We start from the raw sequence: 23,648 nt of genomic DNA on the forward strand, positions 1-23,648 counted from the left end.
CGTACAGGCCATTACCCTTGCAACGTGGCCTGCGGTGGCGTCAGCGAATGCGGTTCAAGTAGCCGATCAACTGTTGGCCGGATTCGATCAGGCGCATGCTGCGTTGCCTGTCATCGGATGCACCCTTGGTGTTGACGACCAGAAAGCTGTCCAGAGTGTTTTTGATTTTCTGGTATTGCTCGACATAAGCGGCGCGCTGTTCGTCAAAAGCGTTGAAGCATTCAATCAGCTCAATGCGCTGTGCGAGCGCCATTTTTTCCTTGTCCATGCCTGCCAGTTGCTGGGACAGGGCATTGATGCGCTCGCGAAAACCATCACGGCGTTTGATCATCGCGATGAGGTTGATTCCCGCCTCACCCTTTTCCAGGGTCGCCTTCATTTGCTCGAGCGCCAGCATGATCACTGCGAGTTCAGGGGGCTGCATTCCCAGGCTAAGCACCTTGTCTGCAGTGATCAACGTGTCCTTGGCAATACTCGTCGCGCCCTTGCTTTCCAAGGCGTCAATAGCGGTACTCAGCACTTGACGCTCTTCGTTCAACTTCGCCAGGGTGGTGTGTAAAACGTCGAGTCTGGTGCCTGCGTTTGCCATGTCACCTTGCAGACTCTGCCCAAACTCAGCGGTCTGCTGTCGATCAATACCTTGTGTCATGCCACTCAGAGCACTGGCCAGTTGCTGGGCTGTGGCAGTGGCATTGTTCACGAGGCGCTGACACTGAACGTCGATATCTTTCAGCTCTTCGGCATCGATGGGAGTGGCGGAGGGTTGAGCGTACTGCCTCAGCAGGGCGGTCTTCGACTCGATATCGATGATCAGCCGTTCAGCGTGTTCTCCGAGGTGATGTTGTTCAGTGACGGCCAGGGTGTTCAGGCGTGTGAGCTTTTCATAAAGGTTGGGCAGGTATTGGGTCTTGGCAAACAGAAGGTCTGCCTTTATCAGGCTGTTACGCATGAGGTGAAGACTGCGAGTCATGATATCGCGGTCGGGTACTTGACCAGTGAAGGCTGTGTCATTGGGCGTGAACGTATTTTTCATTGTCGAGTTATCCATAAATCCGTTTATATTCTTCATCCGCTTCCTTAAACACATTAAGCAAGGCGTCCGAGTCGACTTCGATGGTCTTCCAGGGGTGAACGACTTGTCTGAAGTGATTCATAAATTGCCGTAAGGACAAGGCATCGTTTATCTCGGACGCCGATACCGCAGACGCCTCAATAAACAAAAACAGTTTGTTCCATACGGTAATCAGGTTTTTAGTCGCCACGTCGGCATCGACCACAATCGTTGCCAGGTTCTGCAAGTTAAACTTTACCCTGCTCAATGAGCCCAGAATAGTGTTCTTGTCTTGCAAGGTGTCTATGTCGGCGGTTTGTTGCGCCATTAATTCATTGCGTGCGGCCCTGACATTTTCAGCTTCTACGCCGAAATAAATGCCCAATGCCAAGCCCACAATGTTCAAGCTACTGACCGAATTCAACGATTGTTGTACCACCGCCTTGTATTCTTTGTTCTTTTCATCGATATCCTTTGCGCGCTGTTCGATATCCAGGTTCAGCTTCGCCACGTCGGCCGGCAGTGAACTGTTGTCGATGGCAACCATTTTGCGCTGTATCTCGGGCCCGACATGCAGCGACAGGTCCAGGCCAAACTGATCCAGTTCCTTCTTGATGGTTTGGGCATCGGCCAGATTGGCTGCAATCAAGTCCAGTATATCGGTGAGGTGGGAGCCGATTTCCTGGGTGATCTCCTTATCGTTTTCATCCAGCTCGATGCCCGGGAAGTCCTTGCCCAGTTCAAGACTCAAGCGTGTTACATCCTCCAGTGTCTTGATCTGATGATGGTCAACGATTTTCCCGGCCCTGACGTCGCCGTTGATCTCCTCCATGCTCTGGCCGTACACCAGCATCTTGCCTGCGAAGACCTTCAGTTTGCTGCCGATGCCCAGAAGGTCGGTGCGCAGAGGACTCCAGCGACGCGCATGCCGGTGGATAAGGTTGAAACTTTTCATGAAGTCTTCAGGTTCAAGCCCTGCACCGGCGCCTTTTGAATAGCCGAGATAAACAATGACGTCCTCCAGCTCAACGGGCAGGGCGAGGCCCGCCAATTCATATTTCTTGAGATTGATAATCTGCTCTTTGGTCAGAATCAAACCGGGTGCACGGGTGACGTGCTTATCATTGGCAGACGACATCGTACTGAACAGTTCGGCCGTTTTTATCGCCTCATCCGCCTTCAGGTCTCCGGATAAAGGTAACGCCTGCATGACGTTGTAAAACATTGGGTTCATGGGTATGTCCTTATTTCCACTGGGAGAACAGATGTTGATCTCCTCAACACGTTAATGTTCTCGTGTTGAAAAAGGTTAGTGTTTAAGGGTGAGGGCGTCAAAGCATAAACATGGATTAAAGATGTAAGATAAATGACTCTTTACAGCCAGTCTGCCGTGGGCGGCTGCCCTTTTTTACAGAGGTGGTACATGTATAAATTCAATGCTTTTAATAAAGATGTTTTGTTCCCGTCAGCGGCACGAATGAACAGGGAAACCCACGTTACCTCGATTTTAAGATGAGAATGCGTCGCGGTTGGAGCATACTGCGCGCCGCAGCCTGCAGAGGGGAGAGCGTCGGCGTTGAAGAAAGTTCTGTTTCAACTGCACTGGTTCTTTGGGGTCACGGCAGGTCTGGTGCTGACCCTCATGGGGATTACCGGCGCGCTGTATTCGTTCGAAGACGAAATTCTTGATGTTCTGAACCCAGACGTTCTGCTCGTGCATGAGCGTACGGCTACCTTGCCGCCTATTGAGCTTGTTCACAGGCTGGAGGCAGCGACCGGGCTGACCGTCGCTATGCTGCGTGTCGATACGCTGGGCAATCGTGCCGCTCAGGTGTATTTCACCCCGAAGCCGGGCGAACGGCGCGGTCCCAAACGCAATTTCGATCCCTATACAGGCGAGCTGAAAGGCGAGGCGATGGGTGAGGGCTTTTTCGACTTTGTCCTGCAACTGCATCGTTATCTGGCTGCCGGTGAGGTGGGTAAGCAGATCACTGCGGCCTGCACGCTGGTTCTGGTGTTCTTCTGCCTGTCCGGGCTCTACCTGCGTTGGCCTCGCAACGCGCTGAACTGGCGTGTCTGGCTGATGATGGACTGGGCTAAAAAGGGCCGCAGTTTCAACTGGGACCTGCATTCGGTGTTTGGTACCTGGTGCCTGTTGTTCTACCTGCTGTTCGCGATCACGGGCCTTAACTGGTCTTATGACTGGGTGAGCAATGGTCTGAACAGGCTGCTGGGAGATTCGCTGCCTGTTCAGCGCAAAGCCCCTGTGGCCCCTTCCAGCCAATCCGCGCCGTTGCTGGTTGATTATGCTGCCATCTGGGACAGTGTGCAGAAAACCGCCGGGCCTGAACTACGTGCTTATAACTTGCGTTTGCCTGCTTCTGGCGGCCAACCGGCCACGGTGTTCTACCTGCTCAAGGACTCACCTCATCCACGGGCTTTGAGCAGCATCACGCTTGACCCGGCCAACGGTCAGGTCAGCTCGGTTTCACGCTATGCAGAGCGCAGTTTCGGCGCGCAATTGCTGGCCAGCAACTATGCGCTGCATGTTGGTAGCTATTTCGGCCTCGTCGGCCGGCTCATCATGACGGCAGCATCGTTGATGATGCCGCTGTTCTTTATCACTGGCTGGTTGTTGTACCTGGATCGACGTCGCAAGCAGCGTGCTGTAAGAAGTGCGCGCGGCGAGGTTCAGAGTGAAGGGGCAGATGATGCTGCTTCCTGGCTGATTGGTTTCGCCAGCCAGAGCGGTTTTGCCGAGCAGTTGGCCTGGCAGGCTGCTGGCCAGTTGCAGGCTTCAGGAGTGTCTGTGCGCGTGAAGCGGCTGGGCGATTTGACCGAAGAGGATTTCAGTCAGAGTCGTAAGGCGCTGTTCGTCGTCAGCACCTTTGGTGAGGGCGAGGCGCCCGATAGCGCGCGGGGTTTCGAGCGTAAGTTGCTGGGTCGTCCGTTGGAACTGAAGCAGCTCGATTACGCCGTTCTGGCCCTGGGCGATCGTCAATACCCGCATTTCTGCGGTTTTGCCCATCGTTTGCATGGCTGGTTGGCTGAGCGTGGCGGGCGCACGTTGTTCCCGCCTGTTGAAGTGGACAGCGCTGATCCAGCAGCCCTGCAACACTGGCAGCAGCAGTTGGGACAATTGACTGGCTCCGTGCCTTCAACGCACTGGCAGGCACCGGTGTTCGAGAACTGGACGCTGGCGCGGCGCGAGCATTTGAACCCGGGCAGCAGTGGTTCGAAGGTTTACCTGCTGGACCTGACAGCGTCGACGTCAGCGAGCTGGCAGGCGGGGGATCTGGTCGAGGTGATGCCGCGCAATGCGGCGCAGGTCATTGAACCCTTTCTCGCCGGGCTGGGTGTCGATCCTGCCACGCCGGTAACCGTGAATGGCTTGCAGGAGCCGCTCAGTCAGGCGCTGGCAACCCGCCAACTGCCGCACAATCGTGCGCATCTGGTGGGCCTGCACGCGCAGGCGCTGATCGACGCGCTGGCGCCGGTATCTGCTCGTGAATATTCGATCGCTTCGATTCCGGAAGACGGACGTCTGCAACTCATCGTGCGTCAGGAGGTTCATCCTGACGGCAGTCTGGGGCTGGGCTCCGGCTGGCTGACCACTCATGCCGACCTCGACAGCGCGATCAGTCTGCGTTTGCGCCGCAACAGCAGTTTTCATTTGCCTGTCGATTCCGTCCCGCTGATCTTGCTGGGCAATGGTACGGGGCTGGCCGGTTTGCGCAGTCTGCTCAAGTCTCGCATCGCTCAAGGGCAGATGCGCAACTGGCTGCTATTCGGCGAACGTAACCGCGCCCACGATTTTCATTGTGGTAACGAACTGGAGGACTGGCTGGAGGCTGGTCATCTGAATCGACTGGATCTTGCCTTCTCACGTGACCAGGCTGAGAAAATCTACGTGCAGGATCGCTTGCGTGATGCGGCTGATGAACTGCAAAAATGGCTGGACGACGGTGCCGCGATCTATATTTGTGGCAGCCTGATCGGTATGGCGGCGGGGGTGGATCAGGTTTTGAAGGATGTGCTGGGAGAGCAGAGAGTCAGTGAGCTGATCGAGCAAGGACGTTATCGGCGGGATGTGTATTGATCGGCGTGCCGATACGGAAGTCTTTGAGAAAGATCGGACGCGGAGCGTCCAGAACTGCGTGCCCACGCTGGAGCGTGGGCACGATAGTCTTCTAGCTTCTAGCTTCTAGCTTCAGCCTATGCCGCTACAAATTGCTCGGCATAGTGGCAGGCCACCTGACGGTTATCCACCAGACGAAGCTCCGGTACGTCTGTTGCGCAACGTTCCGTCGCGTAAGGGCAGCGCTTGTGGAAGGCGCAGCCGCTTGGCGGGTTGAGCGGGTTGGGCAGCTCGCCGACGATCTTGATCTTCGGTTTGAGCGGGTCCGGGTGGATGGTCGGGGTCGCTGACAACAGTGCCTGAGTGTAAGGGTGCAGCGGACGGTTGTAGATCTCTTCCTTGGGACCCATTTCCGCTGGCCGCCCCAGGTACATCACCAATACCGTATCGGCGACATGACGCACCACCGAAAGGTTGTGGGAGATGAACACGTAGGCGGTGTTGAATTCCTGCTGCAAATCCATGAACAGGTTCAGCACCTGTGCCTGAATCGACACGTCCAGCGCCGAAGTCGGTTCGTCCGCGACCAGCACTTTGGGCTGTAGCATCATCGCCCGGGCCAGCGCGATACGCTGACGCTGACCGCCGGAAAACATATGCGGGTAGCGCTGATAGTGCTCGGGGCGCAAACCGACCTGAGCCATCATCGCCTGCACTTTTTCCCGACGTTCTGCCGCCGACAGTTTGGTGTTGATCAACAGCGGCTCGCCGAGCTGGTCACCGACTTTCTGGCGTGGGTTGAGCGACGCGTAAGGGCTCTGGAATACCATCTGCACGTCTTTGCGCAACTGCTTGCGCTCGGACTTGCTGGCACCGGCCACTTCCTGGCCAGCGATTTTCAGCGAACCCGATGAAGGTTCTTCAATCAGTGTCAGCGCGCGGGCCAGTGTCGACTTGCCACAGCCGGACTCGCCGACCACAGCCAGGGTCTTGCCGGCTTCCAGTTCGAAGGACACACCGTTAAGCGCGCGCACCAGCGCTGTGCCTTTGAACAGGCCTCGGGAGACTTCGTAGTGACGGGTAAGGTCGCGGGCGGTAAGTACGACGCTCATTACGCCACCTCCTGATTCAAGGGATAGAAGCAGCGCGCCAGACTATGGGCCTTGGGGTCCAGGCCAGGACGTTCGGTCCGGCAGTTGTCGCGCACATACGGGCAGCGCGGTGAAAGCAGGCAACCCTGTGGCCGGTCATAGCGACCCGGAACCATGCCCGGCAGCGTGGCGAGGCGTTCGGCGCCCATGCTGTGCTCGGGAATAGCAGCCAGCAAGGCTTCGCTGTACGGGTGGGCAGGGACCTCGAACAGACCAGGCACCTGACCGACTTCGACGGCCTGACCGGCATACATCACACAGACGCGCTGGGCGGTTTCAGCCACTACCGCCAGGTCGTGAGTGATCAGCACCAGCGCCATGTCCTGCTCTTTTTGCAGGCTCAGCAACAGCTCCATGATCTGCGCCTGAATGGTCACGTCCAGCGCGGTGGTCGGTTCGTCGGCGATCAGCAGTTTCGGTTCGCCGGCGATGGCCATGGCAATTGCTACACGCTGACTCATGCCGCCCGACAGTTGATGCGGGTAGGCATTCAGGCGTGCAGCCGCACCAGGGATTTCGACCTTTTCCAGCAGTTCCAGCGCGCGCTGGCGTGCCGCCTTGCCCGACATGTTCAGGTGCTGGCGCAGCACTTCCTCGATCTGGAAGCCCACGGTGTAACTGGGGTTCAGCGCGGTCATCGGGTCCTGGAAAACCATCGCCAGGTCTTTGCCGATGATGCGACGACGCTGCCGTGCGTTCAGCTTGAGCAGGTCCTTGCCGTCGAAGTTGAGCGCGTCGGCGGTGATGATGCCGGGTGAATCGATCAGCCCCATCAGCGCCATCATGGTCACGGATTTACCGGACCCCGATTCGCCAACGATGGCCAATACTTCGCCTTTTTCGACGCTCAGGGACAGGCCGTCCACAACAGGTACGGCCTTGGCGTCGCCGAAGCGGACGTTGAGATTCTTGATTTCAAGAAGTGACATGCGAATCTCCTCAGGCGGCGTTCTTGAGTTTCGGGTCCAGCGCATCGCGCAGACCGTCGCCCATCAGGTTGATTGCCAGCACGCTGAGCAAAATGGTCAGACCGGGCAGGCTTACGACCCACCAGGCACGTTCGATGTAGTCGCGCGCCGAGGCGAGCATGGTGCCCCACTCAGGCGTCGGTGGCTGTACGCCAAGGCCCAGGAAGCCCAGCGCTGCGGCGTCGAGAATGGCCGAGGAAAAACTCAGCGTTGCCTGAACGATCAGCGGTGCCATGCAGTTGGGCAGCACGGTGATGAACATCAGGCGTGGCAGGGTGGCACCGGCCAGACGCGCAGCCGTCACGTAGTCACGGTTCAGCTCGCCCATTACCGCAGCGCGGGTCAGACGTACGTAGGACGGCAGCGACACGATGGCGATGGCGATCACGGTGTTGATCAGGCCAGGGCCGAGAATTGCCACGATGGCTACAGCCAGCAGCAGCGATGGCAGGGCCAGCATGATGTCCATCAGGCGCATGACCGAAGGGCCCAGCACGCGCGGGAAGAAGCCCGCCAGCAAGCCCAGCAGGATGCCCGGGATCAGCGACATGACCACCGATGCCAGACCGATCAGCAGCGACAGGCGCGAACCCTGGATCAGACGCGACAGCAGATCGCGGCCCAGTTCGTCGGTGCCGAGGATGAATTGCCATTGACCGCCTTCAAGCCACACCGGAGGTGTCAGCAGGAAGTCACGGTATTGCTCGCTCGGGTCATGGGGCGCAACCCATGGGGCGAACAGGGCGCAGAACACGATCAGGATCATGAACAGCAGGCCGGCAACCGCGCCTTTGTTTTTCGAGAACGCTTGCCAGAATTCTTTGTACGGGGATGGGTAAAGCAGGCTTTGATCGACTGCTACCGCAGGAGTAGGGGTGCTCATATCGATGATCTCAGCGCTGATGACGGATGCGTGGGTTGGCAAAGCCGTAGAGGATATCCACCACGAAGTTGACCAGGATCACCAGACAGGCGATCAGCAGAATGCCGTTTTGCACGACCGGATAATCCCGGGCACCGATGGCTTCGATCAGCCACTTGCCGATACCGGGCCAAGAGAAGATCGTTTCGGTCAGTACCGCACCGGCCAGCAATGTGCCGATTTGCAGGCCGAATACGGTCAGCACTGGAATCAGCGCATTGCGCAGGCCGTGAACGAATACCACGCGTGCTGGCGACAGGCCTTTGGCCCGTGCAGTACGCACGTAGTCTTCACGCAGTACTTCGAGCATCGAAGAGCGGGTCATCCGGGCGATTACCGCCAGCGGGATGGTGCCCAGCACGATGGCCGGAAGAATCAGGTGATGCAAAGCATCGAGAAACGCGCCTTGTTCGTCACTGAGCAAGGTGTCGATCAGCATGAAGCCGGTGACCGGCGGAATGTCGTACAGCAGGTCGATCCGCCCGGATACCGGCGTCCAGCCCAGTGATACCGAGAAGAACATGATAAGGATCAGGCCCCACCAGAAGATCGGCATGGAGTAGCCCGCCAGGGAAATCCCCATGACCCCATGGTCGAACAGGGACCCTCGCTTGAGTGCGGCGATGACCCCGGCCAGCAACCCGAGAATACCCGCAAAAATCAGTGCCGCCAGCGACAACTCAAGGGTTGCCGGGAACAGCGAGGTGAATTCGCTCCAGACACTGGTGCGCGTACGCAGCGATTCACCGAGGTCGCCGTGGGCGAGCTTGCCGATGTAATCGATGTACTGGGCATACAGTGGCTTATTCAGACCAAGACGTTCCATGGCCTGAGCGTGCATTTCCGGATCGACCCGGCGCTCACCCATCATGACTTCGACCGGGTCGCCCGGAATCAGGCGAATCAGGGCGAAGGTCAATAAGGTGATGCCGAAGAAAGTGGGTATCAGCAACCCCACTCGGCGGGCGATAAAACTAAACATCTTGGTGTGTACCTCATCAGCCGGTTAGGCGTGCTCCGGCGAGTCTCGGGTTATGAGCTCGCCGGATTATTTTTCTACTTCACCTGGGTAGTGGCGAAGTTGTTGGTTGTGAGCGGGCTGATTTGGTAGCCCTCCACATTTTTACGCATGGCCGTGAACATTCTGGTGTGAGCCATACTGATCCACGGCTGGTCCTTGTTGAATATTGCCTGAGCTTGCTCATAGAGCGTCGCACGCTCCTGCGGGTTCACTGTTTCGCGGGCCTTGTCGATCAGCGTCTGGAATTCGGCATTGCACCAGCGTGCATAGTTCTCGCCGTTTTTCGCCGCTTCACAACTAAGCATCGGGGTCAGGAAGTTGTCCGGGTCGCCATTGTCGCCTGCCCAGCCGGCAGACACCATGTCATGTTCGCCGTTCTTGGCGCGTTTGAGCATTTCGCCCCATTCCATGACACGAATGTCGATCTTGATGCCGATCTTTGCCAGGTCGGACTGCATCATTTGCGCGCCGAGCATCGGGTTAGGGTTGGTCGGGCCACCGCCGTTGCGGGTGAACAGGGTAAACGTGGTGCCTTCCGGCACGCCTGCTTCCTTCAGCAAGGCGCGTGCCTTGTCGAGGTCGACCGGCGGATTCTTCAGGCTGTTGTTGTAACCCAGCAGGGTCGGCGGATACGGGTTGACTGCTACCAGCGCATTACCCTTGCCGAACACCGCGTTGACATAAGCGTTCTTGTCGAACGTCATGTCAATGGCTTTGCGTACCCGCACATCGCTCAAATATTTGTGCGTGGTGTTGATCGCAATATAGCCGGTGGTCATGGCCTCCATTTCATCGATTTTCAGATTCGGGTCTTTCTTGATGCTCGGCACGTCGTCCGGCTTTGGGTACAGCGCGATCTGACATTCGTTGGCCTTGAGTTTCTGCAGGCGCACGTTGTTGTTGGTGGCGATGGCCAGAATCAATGCTTCGGCAGGCGGTTTGCCGCGGAAGTAGTCCGGATTGGCCTTGAAGCGTACCTGCGCATCCTTGGCATAGCGCTGGAAGATGAATGGGCCGGTGCCGATTGGCTTGCTGTTTAGATCGTTGGTCTTGTCGGCTTTCAACAACTGGTCGGCATATTCTGCCGGGTAGATAGAGGCGAACGCCATGGCCAGGTCGGCCAGGAATGGTGCTTCGCGGCGGGTCAGGGTGAATTTGACGGTGTAGTCGTCAGTTTTCTCGACGCTTTTCAGCAGCTCTTTGAAGCCCATGCTTTCAAAGTAGGGGAAGCCAACGCTCGACTTGTCATGCCACGGGTGTTTCGGGTCCAGCTGACGCTGGAAACTCCAGAGCACATCGTCGGCGTTCATGTCGCGGGTCGGTTTGAAATAGTCTGTGGTGTGGAACTTGACGCCTTTGCGCAGGTGGAAAGTGTAGGTCAGACCGTCTTCGCTGATGTCCCAGGATTCAGCCAGCGCAGGAATCACTTCCGTGGTACCGGGTTTGAAATCCGCCAGGCGATTGAATACGGTTTCAGCCACGGCGTCGGCCGTCACGGCTGTTGTGTATTGCACCATGTCGAAGCCTTCGGGGCTGGCTTCGGTGCAGACCACCAGGGGTTTTGCCGAAACACTGACGGCGACGCTGAGCAGGGCCAGGGCGATCGAGTTGCGTAGCGATAACAGTTTCATTGTGAACCCTCCATAGAGTTGACGCCGATGGTGATGTTCTGGCGCAAGGCTGTTGCCTTGCACCAGAACGGTTTTCAGCGAATCAAAGAATGTTGAACGGAACGGTGGTCACCAGACGGAATTCGTTGATGTTGCCATCAGCCTGATTCTCGCTGGCGCGGTGCGTGGTGTAAGTGGCGCGGATGGCAGTGGCCTTGAGCGGGCCGGACTGCACGGAGTACGACGTACCGATACCGTATTCGTAGTGAGTCTCGCCGTCCATTGCGTTTACGCCGCTCGCTGTCCGAACGCCATTGATTGTCTGGACGTCGCCGTAGACGTTGCCTTTATATTTGGTACCGTCGATGTCCCAGCCGCGCGCCTGGTAAATGTTGAACTTCAGGCCCGGCACGCCATATTCGGCCATGTTCAGTACGTAGGCGATCTGCAGGGATTTCTCGTTCGGGCCGTTGAAGTCCGAGAGCAGGGAGTTGGCCAGGAAGATTGCGTTGGTGTCGTGCGCATAGTCGAAATACTCATCGCCAGACACTTGCTGATAGGCAAGGCTGATGCTGTGAGCGTTATGCGTACCGGTGAACGACAGGCTGTAGGTATCGTTGTCGATAGGGCCCTGTTTGCTTTGACCGGAGTCCTTGGTCTTGTAGTAGTTCAGGTTGGTGCTGAGCGCCAGTGCCTTGCTGTCACCCAGTTCGTGGGTGAAGCCGAAGTAGTACTGGTGCCAGAAATCTTCCAGATTCGATGCATAAAAGCTGGTAGTCAGGCTGTCGGTCGGCTTGTAGTCAGCGCCGAACATGTCCAGGCGGTCGGCGGTCTGGCTGCGATCACCGTACTCGGAGCGGAACTTGTCCAGACTCTGTTCCATACGTGGCGATACGCGGTCGAAGCTACCGGCTTGAAACGACAGGTTGTTGAGCTCGTCGCTCTGTACGGCAACACCCTGGAAGCTGGAAGGCAGTGCGCGGTTGCCAATGAAGGCGATGACCGGGGTGTTCACCGATTGGCGACCCATGGTCAGGACGGTGTTGGAAACCCGCGCCTTCACGTTGCCCAGGCCCATCTTGCTCCACTGACCCACTGCATCACCGTCACTGTGTGCCAGGGTACGGTTGGAGTTGCCGGCAAAGTCATCGGTGTCACGGTCCAGCGCAATGGCGTTGTACAGTGCCAGCTCGGTGGCGAAACCTACAACACCCTGCGTGTAGCCCGAGGTGTAGTTGACGATGGTGCCCTGCTGCCAGTTGATACGACGCGAGGTCTGCTCAGCGACGCCGTTGTCGTTGTAGCGGAAAACCTCGCCACGACGCTTCAGTTCGTTGGCGTACCAGTTGCGGGTCGTGCCGGTCAGGTGTTGATCTTCGATAAAGCCGTTGGCGTCAGCCTGTGCGTTCTTGGAGCTCAGCTCGGTCGGTATGAACGTCTGGCTGGCTGGTTCTGCCTGAACCAATGCGCCGAACGACGAGAGAGATAAGGCCAATAACGCAGTACTTGTTGTTTTCACGATGTGCAGCTCCCTTTATCACTTTTTTATATGCCAGTTCTTAAGCCTGGCTTTTGGTGGTGCAGGGCCTTGGGCCCTGCGTTGTTATCGGTATAAACGCGCAAGTGCTGGCTCTCGCCGTTACACAAGACGGCGAGGGCATGCGTGGTTGCTGATCAGTCGGCGATGCTGACGCCTGAAAAGTTGTTGCGACCAAACGGGCTGACGTGGAAGTCTCTGACCTCGGCGCGCAACGGCTGATTGACCGTCGAGTGGGCAATCGGGGTGATCGGCACCTGTTCCTTGAGGTAGCGTTGCGCCTGTTTGTACAGGTCGGTGCGCTGCTCGCGGTCGGTGACAGCGACGGCGGCCTTGACCAGCTGGTCGTATTTTTCGTCGCACCACATCGAGTAGTTGTTACCGCCAATGGCGGCGCAGCTGTACAGCGTGCCCAGCCAGTTGTCCGGGTCACCGTTGTCGCCGGTCCAGCCGATCAGCGAGATATCGTGTTCGCCATTCTTGGTGCGCTTGAGGTATTCACCCCATTCGTAACTGACGATCCGGACTTTGATGCCGACCTTGGCCCAGTCGGCCTGCAGCATCTCGGCCATCAGCTTGGCGTTGGGGTTGTAAGGACGCTGGACCGGCATGGCCCAGAGGGTCAGTTCGGTGCCTTCCTTGACGCCAGCCGCGCGGAGCAGGGTTTTCGCTTTTTCCGGGTCGTAAGGCGCGTCCTTGATACTGTCATCGTAGGACCACTGGGTTGGCGGCATGGCATTGACTGCCAGTTGTCCTGCGCCCTGATATACCGCGTTGATGATTGCTTGCTTGTTGACGGCCATGTCCAGCGCCTGGCGCACTTCCAGCTTGCCTAGCGGCTCGTGGCGTACGTTGTAGGAGATGTAACCGAGGTTGAAGCCTGGCTTCTCGATGATCTGCAGGCTTTTGTCTTCCTTGAGGCTGGCAAGGTCTGCCGGACGCGGGTTGACCGAGACCTGGCACTCGTTGGCCTTGAGCTTCTGCATGCGGGCAGAGGCGTCGGTCACGATGGCGAAAATCAACTGGTCGATCTTCACCCGGCTCGGGTCCCAGAACTCCTTGTTGCCCTTGTAACGAATCTGCGAGTCTTTCTGATAGCGCTGGAACACGAAAGGCCCCGTGCCAATCGGTTGCTGGTTGATGTCGCGCACATCACCCTTGGCCATCAGTTGTTCGGCGTATTCGGCGGAGAGGATCCCGGCGAAGTTCATCGCGATGTTCTGGATGAACGCTGCATCGACCGTATTGAGGGTGAACACCACGGTCAGCGGGTCGGTCTTGTCGATGGATTTGATCTTTTTGTTCAGGCCCATACTGGTGAAGTAGGGGAACTCGGTCGGGTAGGCTTTGCGAAACGGATGGTCGGGGTTGAGCATGCGGTTGAAGGTGAACAGCACGTCGTCGGCATTGAAATCACGGCTGGGCTTGAAGTTCTTGTTGCTGTGAAACTTCACGCCTTCGCGCAGATGAAACGTGTAGGTCAGACCGTCTTGCGAAACATCCCATGAAGTAGCCAGCCCCGGAACCACGCTGGTATCGCCCTGCTTGAATTCGGTGAGTCGATTATAGATCGGCTCGGATGCATCGTTATCGGTGGATGAGGTGTATTGAGCACCGTCGAAGCCAGCCGGACTCGCTTCGGAGCAAAACACCAGATTGCTTGCCGCCTGGGCAAACGGGGCCAGTGCCAACAGTCCCAGGCACGACGTCATCGCAAGAGTTTTACGCATGATGATCCCTATCCTTCAAAGGACGAGCCGAGGCTCGAATGTCTAACTGGCCCGAAGGCGCTGACCCGAAAAAGATTTCCGAACAACCTGTCCGCACACATTGGGTTACAACGGCCACGAAGCGGCTGGCTTCCTGCCAGTTGCCGCGACCTCAGGACGGTAATTCGCCAAAGACGCGCGGTATATAGGCTCGCAGGCAGCAAAGTGCGTAGGAAATATCTTAGTGATAGTCGAAGAGTGCCAATATCGACACTTTTTCAACCAACTGCTCGGGGCTCATGTTCAGGTAGAACGGCAGGCTGCGCCGGTTGGGCGGCGCAGCCTGCCGCCGGTTTTATTTCCCGGTTACGCTCACGCCGTAGAAGGAATTCAAGCCAAACGGGCTGATCTTGAAGTCCTGTACGCTAGTGCGCATGGGCTGGTAGACAGTCGAGTGCGCAATAGGCGTCATCGGCACTGCGTCTTTCAGGAGGTGTTGCGCCTGTTTGTACAGCTCGGTGCGCTTGGCCTGATCGGACGTTTCCTTGGCCTGATGGATCAGCGTGTCGAACGGCTTGTCACACCATTTGGCAAAGTTGTTGCCGTTCAGGGCGTCACAGCCGAACAGGGTGCCGAGCCAGTTGTCGGGGTCACCGTTGTCGCCGCTCCAGCCAATCAGCATGGCGCCGTTCTCGCCATTCTTGGCCCGCTTGATGTACTCGCCCCATTCATAGCTGACGATCTTGGCGTTGATACCGATCTTCTTCCAGTCGTTCTGGAGCATTTCGGCCATCAGTTTGGCGTTGGGGTTGTAAGGACGCTGAACCGGCATCGCCCACAGGGTGATTTCGGTGCCTTCCTTGATGCCCGCTTCCTTGAGCAGCTCGCGAGCTTTCTCGGGATCGTACTTGGCATCCTTGATGGTGGTGTCATAGGACCACTGGGTCGGCGGCATGGCGTTGACCGCCAATTGACCTGCACCCTGGTAAACCGAGTCGATGATCTGCTGCTTGTTGACCGCCATGTCCAGCGCTTGGCGCACTTTCAACTGAGCCAGGGGATTTGGATGGTCTTCGCCCTTGATCTCAGGCATCACGTTGTAGGCGATGTAACCCAGGTTGAAGCCAGCCTGATCAGGCATCTTCAGGTTTTTGTCGGCCTTGAGTGGCTCAAGGTCGGCAGGACGTGGGTAAGCGGTGATCTGGCATTCGTTTTTCTTGAGCTTCTGCATGCGCACCGAGGCATCGGTGGTGATGGCGAAGATCAGGTTGTCGACCTTGACGTCTTCAGGCTTCCAATAGTCCTTGTTGCCGGTGTAACGAATATTGGAGTCTTTCTGGTAGCTCTTGAACACAAACGGACCGGTGCCGATAGGCTGCTGGTTGATCAGCTCCGGCTTGCCTTCCTTGAGCAGCTTGGCGGCGTACTCTGCGGACTGGATGGACGCGAAGCTCATTGCCATGTCCTGGATGAACGCAGCGTCGACTTTGCCAAGAGTGAACTTGACGGTGTGGTCGTCGACTTTTTCGATCTTGGTGATGTTGGTGTCCATACCCATATCAGTGAAGTACGGGAATTCGGTCGGATACGCTTTGCGGTAAGGCATGTCCTTGTCGATCATGCGATTGAACGTGAACAGCACGTCATCGGCATTGAATTCACGGGTCGGCTTGAAGTAGGGCGTGGTGTGAAACTTGACGCCTTCGCGAAGGTGGAAGGTGTACATCAGGCCATCATCAGAGATGTCCCACTTGGTTGCCAGGCCGGGCACCACGGAGGTGCCGCCGCGTTCAAACTGGCTCAGGCGGTTGAAAATGGTCTCTGCTGCGGCGTCGAAGTCAGTACCTGTGGTGTATTGACCCGGATCGAATCCGGCAGGGCTGCCCTCGGAGCAGAACACCAGATTCGAAGCTGCGTGAGCGAAAGGAGCACTGGCGAGCAGGCTGGCGCCGACCAGAAACGGAATGACCGCGTGTTTGAGCATGGTTGCCTCAGTTGTTGTCATTTTGATTAGAGGGAACGACCTCGTGAGCCGATCCATCCGATACTTATGCAGGGGCCATACCCAAAGCAAGACAGTGACGCCAAAGAAGCGACAAAGAGTGGCACGATCGTACAGGAATGTCGCGAAAGTGTAATTTTCGACCCTGTTGATCGTTTGCGTGTCGTTTTTTGAAACGTTTTACGCACCGTTAAGGCGCAACCGGGTGAGAAAAATGCACCCGGTTGGAGCCATGTTGTTACTTCACTGTTCCCAGGCTGACACCATAGAAGGGTGTCAGACCGAATGGGCTGATCTTGAAGTCCTGCACTTCCTGGCGCATCGGCTGAAACACCTTCGAGTTGGCAATAGGTGTGATCGGTACCTGCTGCTTGAGAATGTGCTGGGCCTGCTGATAGAGCTTGGTGCGCTCGTCGCGGTTACTGGTCAGCTTGGCCTGCTGCACCAGCTTGTCGTAGGCCGGGTCACACCACTTGGCGTAGTTGCTGCCTTTGACGGCTGCACAGCTGTACAGCACACCTAGCCAGTTGTCAGGGTCGCCGTTGTCACCGGTCCAGCCGTAGATCATCGCGTCATGCTCGCCTGCCTTGGCGCGCTTGATGTATTCGCCCCACTCGTAGCTGACGATGTTGGCCTTGATGCCGATCTTTTCCCAGTCGGACTGAATCATCTGTGCAGACATGCGCGCATTGGGGTTCGAGGCGCGCTGTACGGTCATGGCCCACAGGTCGATTTTCGTGCCCGGTGCCACGCCTGCTTCCTTGAGCAGTTGCTTTGCCTTGGTCAGATCGTGAGGGGCATCCTTGATCGTCGGGTCATAGCTCCACTGACCCGGCGGCAAGGCGTTTTCGGCCAGTTGACCGGCGCTCTGGTAAACCGCTTTGATAATCGCCGGTTTATCGATAGCCATGTCCAGCGCCTGGCGCACCTTGAGCTGATCAAGCGGCGCATGGGTGACGTTGTAGGCGAGGAACCCCAGGTTGAAGCCCGGCTGGCTGAGGACCTTGAGTTTCGGGTCCTTTTTCATTTCTTCGATGTCCTGCGGACGCGGATAGCCGCTGACCTGACATTCGCCAGCCTTGAGCTTCTGCATGCGCACTGCGGCATCGCTGCTGATCGAGAAGATCAGATTGTCGATCTTCACGTCCTCGGGCTTCCAGTACTCGGTGTTGCCCGCGTAACGGATCTGCGAGTCTTTCTGGTAGCGTTTGAAGACGAACGGGCCAGTGCCGATCGGCTTCTGGTTCAACTCCTCGGCCTTGCCTTCCTTGAGCAATTTGTCTGCGTACTCGGCGGACTGGATCGACGCGAAGCTCATGGCCAGGTTCTGCACGAACGCAGCGTCAATGTTGTTCAGGGTGAACTTGACGGTCAGTGGGTCGACTTTCTCGACGCTCTTGATCGTTGTGTTCAGGCCCATGTCAGTGAAGTAGGGCGATTCGGACGGGTAGGCCTTGCGGAACGGATGGTTGGCGTCGAGCAGGCGGTTGAACGTGAACAGCACGTCGTCCGCGTTGAATGCGCGAGTAGGAGTGAAATAGTCCGTGGTGTGGAACTTCACGCCGTCGCGCAGGTGAAACGTGTAGGTCAGGCCATCCGGCGAGACGTCCCAGCGAGTAGCCAGGCCTGGCTCCACTTCCGTGCCGCCACGCTTGAATTGGGTCAGGCGGTTGAAGACGGTTTCGGCCGAGGCATCGAAGTCGGTGCCGCTGGTGTACTGACTGGGGTCGAAACCGGCCGGGCTGGCTTCAGAGCAATACACCAGTGTGCTGGCCGCCTGGGCCAGAGGTGCGCAGGCCAGCAGAGCGGAGGTCAGCAGCAGCGGTTTGAAGAGTGTGTGTCCCATGGATCCCTCGCGTAGTGCTGCGTTCTCAATATTGGACGCAGAGCGTCGGTAACTGCATTCCCACGCAGAGCATGGGAGCGATAGTTGTGCTGATTGAGCTCCGGTTTCCGGGCTCGGAATAAATGATGACCGTTTCTCAGGGAATCGCGACTTCAATCACGCCATCGGCTGCAACGCTGACCTGGCTGGTGCCCGCTTCGACATCGGGTGTTGGCGCTGAGTCTTCCCGCGAGGATTTTGCCATCATCATCACCGGTGCGCGCAGATACGGCTGCGGGTAGCCCGAGGTGTTCAGGTTCAGGTTAACCAGCTTGTAACCCGTGCCGCCCAAGGCTTCTGTGACCAGTTGCGCTCGGGCCTTGAACGCAGTCACGGCGTCCTTGAGCAGGGCGTCTTCGCTGGCCTTGCGGGTCGATGGCGAGATCGAGAAGTCCATGCCGCCCATTTTCAGATCCGTCAGCAGCTCGCCGGTCAGCTTCGAAAGTATCGCAAAGTCCGCACTTTCCAGACGCAGCTCGGCGCGTTCACGCCAGCCGGTGATCTTCTGCCCTTTGTCGTCGTAAACCGGATAGCTGTTGCGGCTGCCCTGACGGATCTTCACATCCTTGACCTGCCGCGCCTGGCCCAGAGCCTTGTTCAGGGTTTCAGTGATCTGAGCTGCCAGTTTGGCCGGGTCGCTGTCCTGTGCTTCGGTATAAAGGGTAACCAGCATCAGGTCGCGCTGGACTTCCTGATTGACCTCGGCGCGCAAGGAAATCTGGTTGTACCGGGCTTCTTCAGCCAGGGCCGGCAGGCTGGACAGGGCGGCGGCCAGCGCGACGAGCGTGGCAGCAGGGCGAAGATTGAACATGAGAGCTCCTTGTTATCAAACGGCCTGCGACACGTGTCGCTCGGCGCAAAGTGTTCTGACTGTAGCGCTTTGGCCCGGTTCCTGCGATGCCGGACTGCTCTGGTGTGCGGTGCGTTGACGCACTTTTCCAGTTTTGCCTCTCGCTTGGTTATACTCGCTGCGATCCGCCTGGAGCACTCATCAGGAGAGCTCATGCTCGCCCCCGTTCAAATGCTTTCGGCCACACGTCAAAACCTGTGGCGCCTGACATTCATCCGTATTCTGGTGCTGGCCGCGCAAGCCGGCTCGGTAGGTATGGCCTGGCTGTTCGACTTTCTGCCACTGCCGTGGCTGCAACTGTCGATCACCCTGGGCTGTTCGCTGGTGCTCTGCGGGCTGACCGTCATTCGTCTGCGCACCTCGCTGCCGCTCACCGAGCTTGAATATGCGCTGCAACTGGCGCTGGACCTGCTGATTCACAGCGCGCTGCTGTATTACTCGGGCGGCTCGGCCAACCCGTTCGTGTCTTATTATCTGGTGCCGCTGACCATTGCCGCCGCCACGCTGCCGTGGCGTTACTCGCTGATTCTGTCCGGCTTTGCGCTGAGCATGTACACCTTGCTGATGGTGCGTTCCTACCCGCTGGAAACCGATTCCATTGCCCGGGAAAACATGCAGGTCTACGGCATGTGGCTGAGTTTTGCGCTGGCGGCTTCCGTCATCACCTTTTTCGCGGCAAAGATGGCCGAAGAGCTGCGTCGCCAGGAGCAGTTGCGCGCCGAGCGCCGGGAGGAGGGCTTGCGCGATCAACAGCTGCTTGCCGTCGCGACTCAGGCCGCAGGCGCGGCCCATGAACTGGGCACTCCACTGGCGACCATGAGCGTGCTGCTCAAGGAAATGCGCCAGGACCACGGTGACCCTGCTTTGCAGGACGACCTGTCGGTGTTGCAGGAGCAGGTCAAGCAGTGCAAACAGACCCTTCAGCAACTGGTGCGTGCCGCCGAAGCCAACCGGCGCATGGCCGTTGAACAGCAGCCTGCCACCCGCTGGCTGGACGAATCCCTCAACCGTTGGCATTTGATGCGCCCGGAAGTGAGCTACCGCTTTTACCAGTTGGGCAAGGGCGAGGTGCCGATGCTGGCCCCGCCACCGGACCTTACCCAGGCGCTGCTCAACCTGCTCAACAACGCGGCCGACGCCTGCCCCGATGGCCTTGAAGTCAACCTGAACTGGGACAGCACAGAAGTCTGTATCAGTATTCGCGACCACGGCGCAGGTGTGCCGCTGGCAATTGCCGAACAGATCGGCAAGCCGTTCTTTACTACCAAGGGCAAAGGTTTCGGCCTGGGTCTGTTTCTGAGCAAGGCCAGCGTCACCCGTGCGGGTGGCTCGGTAAAGCTCTACAGTCATGAAGAAGGCGGTACGCTCACCGAGCTGCGCCTGCCCCGAGATACGCGAGGAGAAGAAGCATGAGTGACGAAGACATCCAGGTTGAAGGCGAAGAGCTGCCGCACCTGTTGCTGGTCGATGACGACGCGACGTTCACCCGTGTAATGGCGAGGGCCATGAGCCGTCGTGGTTTTCGCGTGAGCACCGCAGGTTCAGCCGAGGAAGGCCTGGCGCTGGCGCAGCAGGACATTCCTGAATACGCCGCGCTGGACCTGAAAATGGATGGCGATTCAGGTCTGGTGCTGCTGCCCAAGCTGCTGGAAATGGACCCGGACATGCGTGTGGTGATCCTCACCGGTTATTCGAGCATTGCCACGGCGGTCGAAGCCATCAAGCGCGGCGCGTGCAATTACCTGTGCAAACCGGCTGATGCCGATGATGTGCTGGCGGCTCTGCTGTCCGAACACGCCAACCTCGACACGCTGGTCCCCGAGAATCCGATGTCGGTGGATCGCTTGCAGTGGGAGCACATCCAGCGCGTGCTGACCGAGCACGAGGGCAATATTTCCGCCACAGCCCGGGCGCTGGGCATGCATCGCCGGACCTTGCAACGCAAGTTGCAGAAGCGCCCTGTGCGGCGTTAATGAAGGTTTTTTCATAGTGGTCGTATAGGCGTTTTTTTGCTTCATTGTGATCAGGCATCGTACTTTCAAAGAGAGCGAGCCTGACCTACATGAATCGCAATGCTGAATATTCTGCCGTCAACGACACTGTGAAAGGGGCGTTTCTACACCGCGTCTGGAAGCTGATAACGCCGTATTGGCGCAGTGAGGAAAAGGTCACCGCCTGGCTGTTGCTGGTTTCGGTGATTGCGCTGTCGCTGTTCAGCGTACAAGTGTCGGTCTTCTTCAACAGCTGGTATCGGGATTTTTACAACGCGCTGGAGAATAAGGACCTGGCTGCCTTCACCCACCTGATCCTGTACTTCAGCGGTATCGCCGCGATCGCCATTCTGGCAGCGGTTTATCGTCTGTACCTGACCCAGTTGCTGACTATCCGCTGGCGTCGCTGGCTGACTGAACAGCACTTCGCCCGCTGGCTGGCAGACAAGAACTACTACCACCTGGAGCAGGGCGGGTATACCGACAACCCCGACCAGCGTCTGTCCGAAGACCTCAACGAGTTCACCACCAGCACCCTCAGTCTGGGGCTTGGCTTGATGAGTGCGGTCGTCAGTCTTGTCTCGTTCTCGGTCATTCTCTGGGGCGTGTCGGGCAGCATCGAACTGTTCGGGGTCACCATACCCGGCTATATGTTCTGGGCGGCCCTGCTTTACGCGCTTATCGGCAGCCTGTTAACGCACTGGATCGGCAAGCGGCTGATCCCATTGAACAACCAACAGGAGCGCTTTGAGGCGGACCTGCGTTTTGCTCTGGTGCGTGTACGGGAAAACGCCGAAAGTATTGCCTTGTCCGAGGGCGAGCGTAATGAAAACCAGCGCCTCAGCGGGCGCTTCATGATGATCTGGAATAACTTCCGGGCATCCATGAAAGTCCAGAAGCGACTGACGTTCTTCACATCGGGTTATTCGCAGATTGCCCTGATCTTTCCTTTCATCGTGGCTGCGCCGCGGTATTTTTCGGGCAAGATCGAGTTGGGTGATCTGATGCAGATCAATTCGGCATTCGGTAATGTGCAGGAGAACTTCAGTTGGTTCATCAGCGCCTACAGCACGCTGGCCTCATGGCGCGCCACCTGTGACCGCCTGCTGAGCTTCCTTCAGGCCATGACTGATCATGAAGCGCAGCAACCGGCCATTGAAAGGGTTCACGCTAACGACACACTGGACCTGCGTGGCCTGGAATTGAGCCTCGCAGGGGGGCGTCAACTGTTGAGCGATGCCAATCTGCATATCGGTCCGGGAGAGCGAGTGATGCTCAGTGGTCGCTCGGGCAGTGGCAAAAGCTCGTTGCTGAAGGCTTTCGGTGGTCTATGGCCGCACGGTTCGGGCCAGATTTGCTTGCCCACAGGGACGGCGCTGTTCCTGCCGCAACGGCCTTATCTGCCCATCGGCACCTTGCGTGAGGCAATGAGTTATCCACAACCTGCGCAACGCTACCCGGCAGAACGCTTTGCAGAGGTGCTGAACCAGTGTCGTCTGGAGCGCCTGATACCGCGACTGGATGAAAGCAATCACTGGCAACGCTTTCTGTCGCCCGGCGAGCAGCAGCGAGTGGCGTTTGCTCGCGCCTTGCTGGTCGCGCCAAGCTGGCTGTATATGGATGAGGCCACCTCGGCCATGGATGAGGATGACGAGGCTGCCATGCACCGCGCAATCATTGATGGCCTGCCCGGTTTGACGCTGGTCAGTATCGGACATCGCAGCAGCCTCAAACGCTTTCATGGTCGGCATGTGCGTATCGAGGGCGCAAAACTGCTCGAGCAACCGACACCAGCAGCGGTTTGAGGTTAGTGCTGTTGGGCGGGTGGCGCTTTTGAGGGTGTGATCATACAACCGCTGAGCTATGATTAGCCCATGTTTAGCAGTCCAGAGATCGATGTTGGATGGAAAATCAAAGCGCTCCGCCCCGCGCCCGTAGAAAACACCGCAGCCTCGCGCAGGAGTTGGTGACTGAGCTGTCCGAGCGAATTCGCAGCGGTCAGCTCAAGCGTGGCGACAAACTGCCTACCGAATCCGCAATCATGGAAGAGCAGGGCGTTAGCCGCACCGTGGTACGCGAGGCGATTTCGCGCCTGCAAGCGTCCGGTCTGGTCGAGACCCGCCACGGCATCGGCACCTTCGTTCTCGATACGCCAAGCCCCAGTGGGTTCCGTATCGATCCGGCCACCATTGTCACTCTGCGTGATGTGCTGGCTATTCTCGAATTGCGTATCAGCCTGGAAGTCGAGTCGGCCGGGCTGGCAGCCCAGCGGCGCAGTGACGAGCAGTTGGCGGCGATGCGTTCGGCGCTGGACGCGCTCAATGAAAGTGCCGCACACGCCACGGATGCGGTGGCGTCTGACTTCCAGTTCCACCTGCAGATTGCGCTATCGACCGGCAATCGCTATTTCACGGACATCATGACCCACTTGGGCACCAGCATCATCCCGCGCACACGGTTGAACTCTGCGCGTCTGGCCCATGATGATCAGCAGCACTACATGGACCGCCTGAGCCGCGAGCACGAAGAAATTTTCGACGCCATCGCCCGTCAGGACTCCGATGCGGCTCGCGCCGCCATGCGCCTGCATCTGACCAACAGCCGCGAACGCCTGCGCCACGCCCACGAAGAAGCCGAGTCGCAGCGGGCCTGACGATTAAAGAGGACGCAGAGCGTCCAGAACGGCATGCGACGCAGAGCGTCGCACGATAGGTTAGGTGGATTGAGGTTATCCGCACGCTCTCGCACAATAGTCAGGCTTATCGTTCCTCACGCTCCAGCGTGGGAAGGCCTGCCGTGACGCTCTGCGTCACAAATCTACGCGGCATCGCGTGAGCCAAAAACGGCCCCGGTGCTCTCCCTCTGAAAAAACC

At 57.9% G+C, this 23,648-nt stretch carries 17 protein-coding genes; 5 read left to right on the top strand and 12 right to left on the bottom strand.

Translation table 11 applies throughout. The features are described from left to right. Positions 1-40: 40 nt before the first annotated feature. Together AC4ANK_RS06040 and AC4ANK_RS06045 are read right to left on the bottom strand one after the other, a co-directional pair. The gene (locus AC4ANK_RS06040) at positions 41-1,033 is read right to left on the bottom strand and encodes an alpha-xenorhabdolysin family binary toxin subunit B (protein WP_031596605.1); all 993 of its coding nucleotides are present in this window, start codon (positions 1,031-1,033) and stop codon (positions 41-43) included. Positions 1,034-1,040: 7 nt separating this feature from the next. Next, positions 1,041-2,285 (bottom strand): alpha-xenorhabdolysin family binary toxin subunit A, encoded by a 1,245-nt coding sequence (locus tag AC4ANK_RS06045; RefSeq protein ID WP_031596606.1) that lies wholly within the window; start codon positions 2,283-2,285, stop codon positions 1,041-1,043. Positions 2,286-2,627: 342 nt separating this feature from the next. On the opposite strand from AC4ANK_RS06045, the gene AC4ANK_RS06050 reads away from it, so the two are divergent. Further along, positions 2,628-5,150, top strand: coding sequence for a PepSY domain-containing protein (locus AC4ANK_RS06050; RefSeq protein ID WP_002555197.1), 2,523 nt, complete (start codon positions 2,628-2,630; stop codon positions 5,148-5,150). A gap of 116 nt (positions 5,151-5,266) precedes the next feature. Here AC4ANK_RS06050 and AC4ANK_RS06055 read toward each other — a convergent pair whose 3' ends face one another. From AC4ANK_RS06055 to AC4ANK_RS06100, 10 genes are all read right to left on the bottom strand, one after another. After that, complete coding sequence (locus AC4ANK_RS06055) at positions 5,267-6,241, bottom strand: peptide ABC transporter ATP-binding protein (protein ID WP_002555196.1); 975 nt, start codon at positions 6,239-6,241, stop codon at positions 5,267-5,269. Further along, positions 6,241-7,209, bottom strand: coding sequence for an ABC transporter ATP-binding protein (locus AC4ANK_RS06060; RefSeq protein WP_002555195.1), 969 nt, complete (start codon positions 7,207-7,209; stop codon positions 6,241-6,243). The genes AC4ANK_RS06055 and AC4ANK_RS06060 overlap by 1 nt, the downstream gene beginning before the upstream one ends. Positions 7,210-7,219: 10 nt before the next feature. Next, a complete protein-coding gene (locus AC4ANK_RS06065) occupies positions 7,220-8,131 on the bottom strand; it encodes an ABC transporter permease subunit (protein WP_002555194.1) in 912 nt (303 codons plus the stop codon). A 10-nt stretch (positions 8,132-8,141) separates the two neighbouring features. Then, entirely contained in the window at positions 8,142-9,152 is a 1,011-nt protein-coding gene (locus tag AC4ANK_RS06070) for an ABC transporter permease subunit (protein WP_002555193.1), read from the bottom strand. 74 nt (positions 9,153-9,226) lie between these two features. Continuing rightward, positions 9,227-10,822 (bottom strand): ABC transporter substrate-binding protein, encoded by a 1,596-nt coding sequence (locus tag AC4ANK_RS06075; RefSeq protein ID WP_460383405.1) that lies wholly within the window; start codon positions 10,820-10,822, stop codon positions 9,227-9,229. Positions 10,823-10,904: 82 nt separating this feature from the next. Continuing rightward, positions 10,905-12,320, bottom strand: a complete 1,416-nt coding sequence (locus AC4ANK_RS06080; protein WP_002555191.1) for an OprD family porin — start codon at positions 12,318-12,320, stop codon at positions 10,905-10,907. A gap of 155 nt (positions 12,321-12,475) precedes the next feature. Continuing rightward, positions 12,476-14,068, bottom strand: a complete 1,593-nt coding sequence (locus tag AC4ANK_RS06085) for an ABC transporter substrate-binding protein (RefSeq protein ID WP_002555190.1) — start codon at positions 14,066-14,068, stop codon at positions 12,476-12,478. Between the two features lie 334 nt (positions 14,069-14,402). After that, complete coding sequence (locus AC4ANK_RS06090; RefSeq protein WP_460385223.1) at positions 14,403-16,031, bottom strand: ABC transporter substrate-binding protein; 1,629 nt, start codon at positions 16,029-16,031, stop codon at positions 14,403-14,405. Between the two features lie 256 nt (positions 16,032-16,287). Beyond that, positions 16,288-17,895 carry an ABC transporter substrate-binding protein gene (locus AC4ANK_RS06095; protein WP_460383402.1) on the bottom strand — a complete coding sequence of 536 codons (1,608 nt, stop codon included), beginning with the start codon at positions 17,893-17,895 and terminating at the stop codon, positions 16,288-16,290. Between the two features lie 136 nt (positions 17,896-18,031). Further along, the gene (locus tag AC4ANK_RS06100; protein ID WP_002555187.1) at positions 18,032-18,745 is read right to left on the bottom strand and encodes an SIMPL domain-containing protein; all 714 of its coding nucleotides are present in this window, start codon (positions 18,743-18,745) and stop codon (positions 18,032-18,034) included. 192 nt (positions 18,746-18,937) lie between these two features. Between AC4ANK_RS06100 and AC4ANK_RS06105 the strand changes: the two genes are divergently transcribed. The 4 genes from AC4ANK_RS06105 to AC4ANK_RS06120 all read left to right on the top strand — a co-directional run bounded on the left by AC4ANK_RS06105 (position 18,938) and on the right by AC4ANK_RS06120 (position 23,428). After that, positions 18,938-20,197 (top strand): ATP-binding protein, encoded by a 1,260-nt coding sequence (locus tag AC4ANK_RS06105; protein WP_002555186.1) that lies wholly within the window; start codon positions 18,938-18,940, stop codon positions 20,195-20,197. Next, positions 20,194-20,757 carry a response regulator transcription factor gene (locus AC4ANK_RS06110; protein ID WP_002555185.1) on the top strand — a complete coding sequence of 188 codons (564 nt, stop codon included), beginning with the start codon at positions 20,194-20,196 and terminating at the stop codon, positions 20,755-20,757. The genes AC4ANK_RS06105 and AC4ANK_RS06110 overlap by 4 nt, the downstream gene beginning before the upstream one ends. Positions 20,758-20,846: 89 nt before the next feature. Continuing rightward, a complete protein-coding gene (locus AC4ANK_RS06115) occupies positions 20,847-22,580 on the top strand; it encodes an ABC transporter ATP-binding protein/permease (protein ID WP_002555184.1) in 1,734 nt (577 codons plus the stop codon). Between the two features lie 98 nt (positions 22,581-22,678). Further along, positions 22,679-23,428, top strand: coding sequence for a FadR/GntR family transcriptional regulator (locus tag AC4ANK_RS06120; RefSeq protein WP_002555183.1), 750 nt, complete (start codon positions 22,679-22,681; stop codon positions 23,426-23,428). Positions 23,429-23,648 lie beyond the last annotated feature (220 nt).

It is taken from the genome of Pseudomonas sp. Pmew2 (assembly GCF_058129885.1).

Coding starts and splice junctions, on each gene's coding strand:
- AC4ANK_RS06070 (WP_002555193.1), bottom strand. CDS start 9,152: ATGTTTAGTTTTATCGCCCGCCGAGTGGGGTTGCTGATACCCACTTTC.
- AC4ANK_RS06045 (WP_031596606.1), bottom strand. CDS start 2,285: ATGAACCCAATGTTTTACAACGTCATGCAGGCGTTACCTTTATCCGGA.
- AC4ANK_RS06075 (WP_460383405.1), bottom strand. CDS start 10,822: ATGAAACTGTTATCGCTACGCAACTCGATCGCCCTGGCCCTGCTCAGC.
- AC4ANK_RS06085 (WP_002555190.1), bottom strand. CDS start 14,068: ATGCGTAAAACTCTTGCGATGACGTCGTGCCTGGGACTGTTGGCACTG.
- AC4ANK_RS06090 (WP_460385223.1), bottom strand. CDS start 16,031: ATGCTCAAACACGCGGTCATTCCGTTTCTGGTCGGCGCCAGCCTGCTC.
- AC4ANK_RS06100 (WP_002555187.1), bottom strand. CDS start 18,745: ATGTTCAATCTTCGCCCTGCTGCCACGCTCGTCGCGCTGGCCGCCGCC.
- AC4ANK_RS06065 (WP_002555194.1), bottom strand. CDS start 8,131: ATGAGCACCCCTACTCCTGCGGTAGCAGTCGATCAAAGCCTGCTTTAC.
- AC4ANK_RS06110 (WP_002555185.1), top strand. CDS start 20,194: ATGAGTGACGAAGACATCCAGGTTGAAGGCGAAGAGCTGCCGCACCTG.
- AC4ANK_RS06095 (WP_460383402.1), bottom strand. CDS start 17,895: ATGGGACACACACTCTTCAAACCGCTGCTGCTGACCTCCGCTCTGCTG.
- AC4ANK_RS06055 (WP_002555196.1), bottom strand. CDS start 6,241: ATGAGCGTCGTACTTACCGCCCGCGACCTTACCCGTCACTACGAAGTC.
- AC4ANK_RS06115 (WP_002555184.1), top strand. CDS start 20,847: ATGAATCGCAATGCTGAATATTCTGCCGTCAACGACACTGTGAAAGGG.
- AC4ANK_RS06040 (WP_031596605.1), bottom strand. CDS start 1,033: ATGAAAAATACGTTCACGCCCAATGACACAGCCTTCACTGGTCAAGTA.
- AC4ANK_RS06120 (WP_002555183.1), top strand. CDS start 22,679: ATGGAAAATCAAAGCGCTCCGCCCCGCGCCCGTAGAAAACACCGCAGC.
- AC4ANK_RS06060 (WP_002555195.1), bottom strand. CDS start 7,209: ATGTCACTTCTTGAAATCAAGAATCTCAACGTCCGCTTCGGCGACGCC.
- AC4ANK_RS06105 (WP_002555186.1), top strand. CDS start 18,938: ATGCTCGCCCCCGTTCAAATGCTTTCGGCCACACGTCAAAACCTGTGG.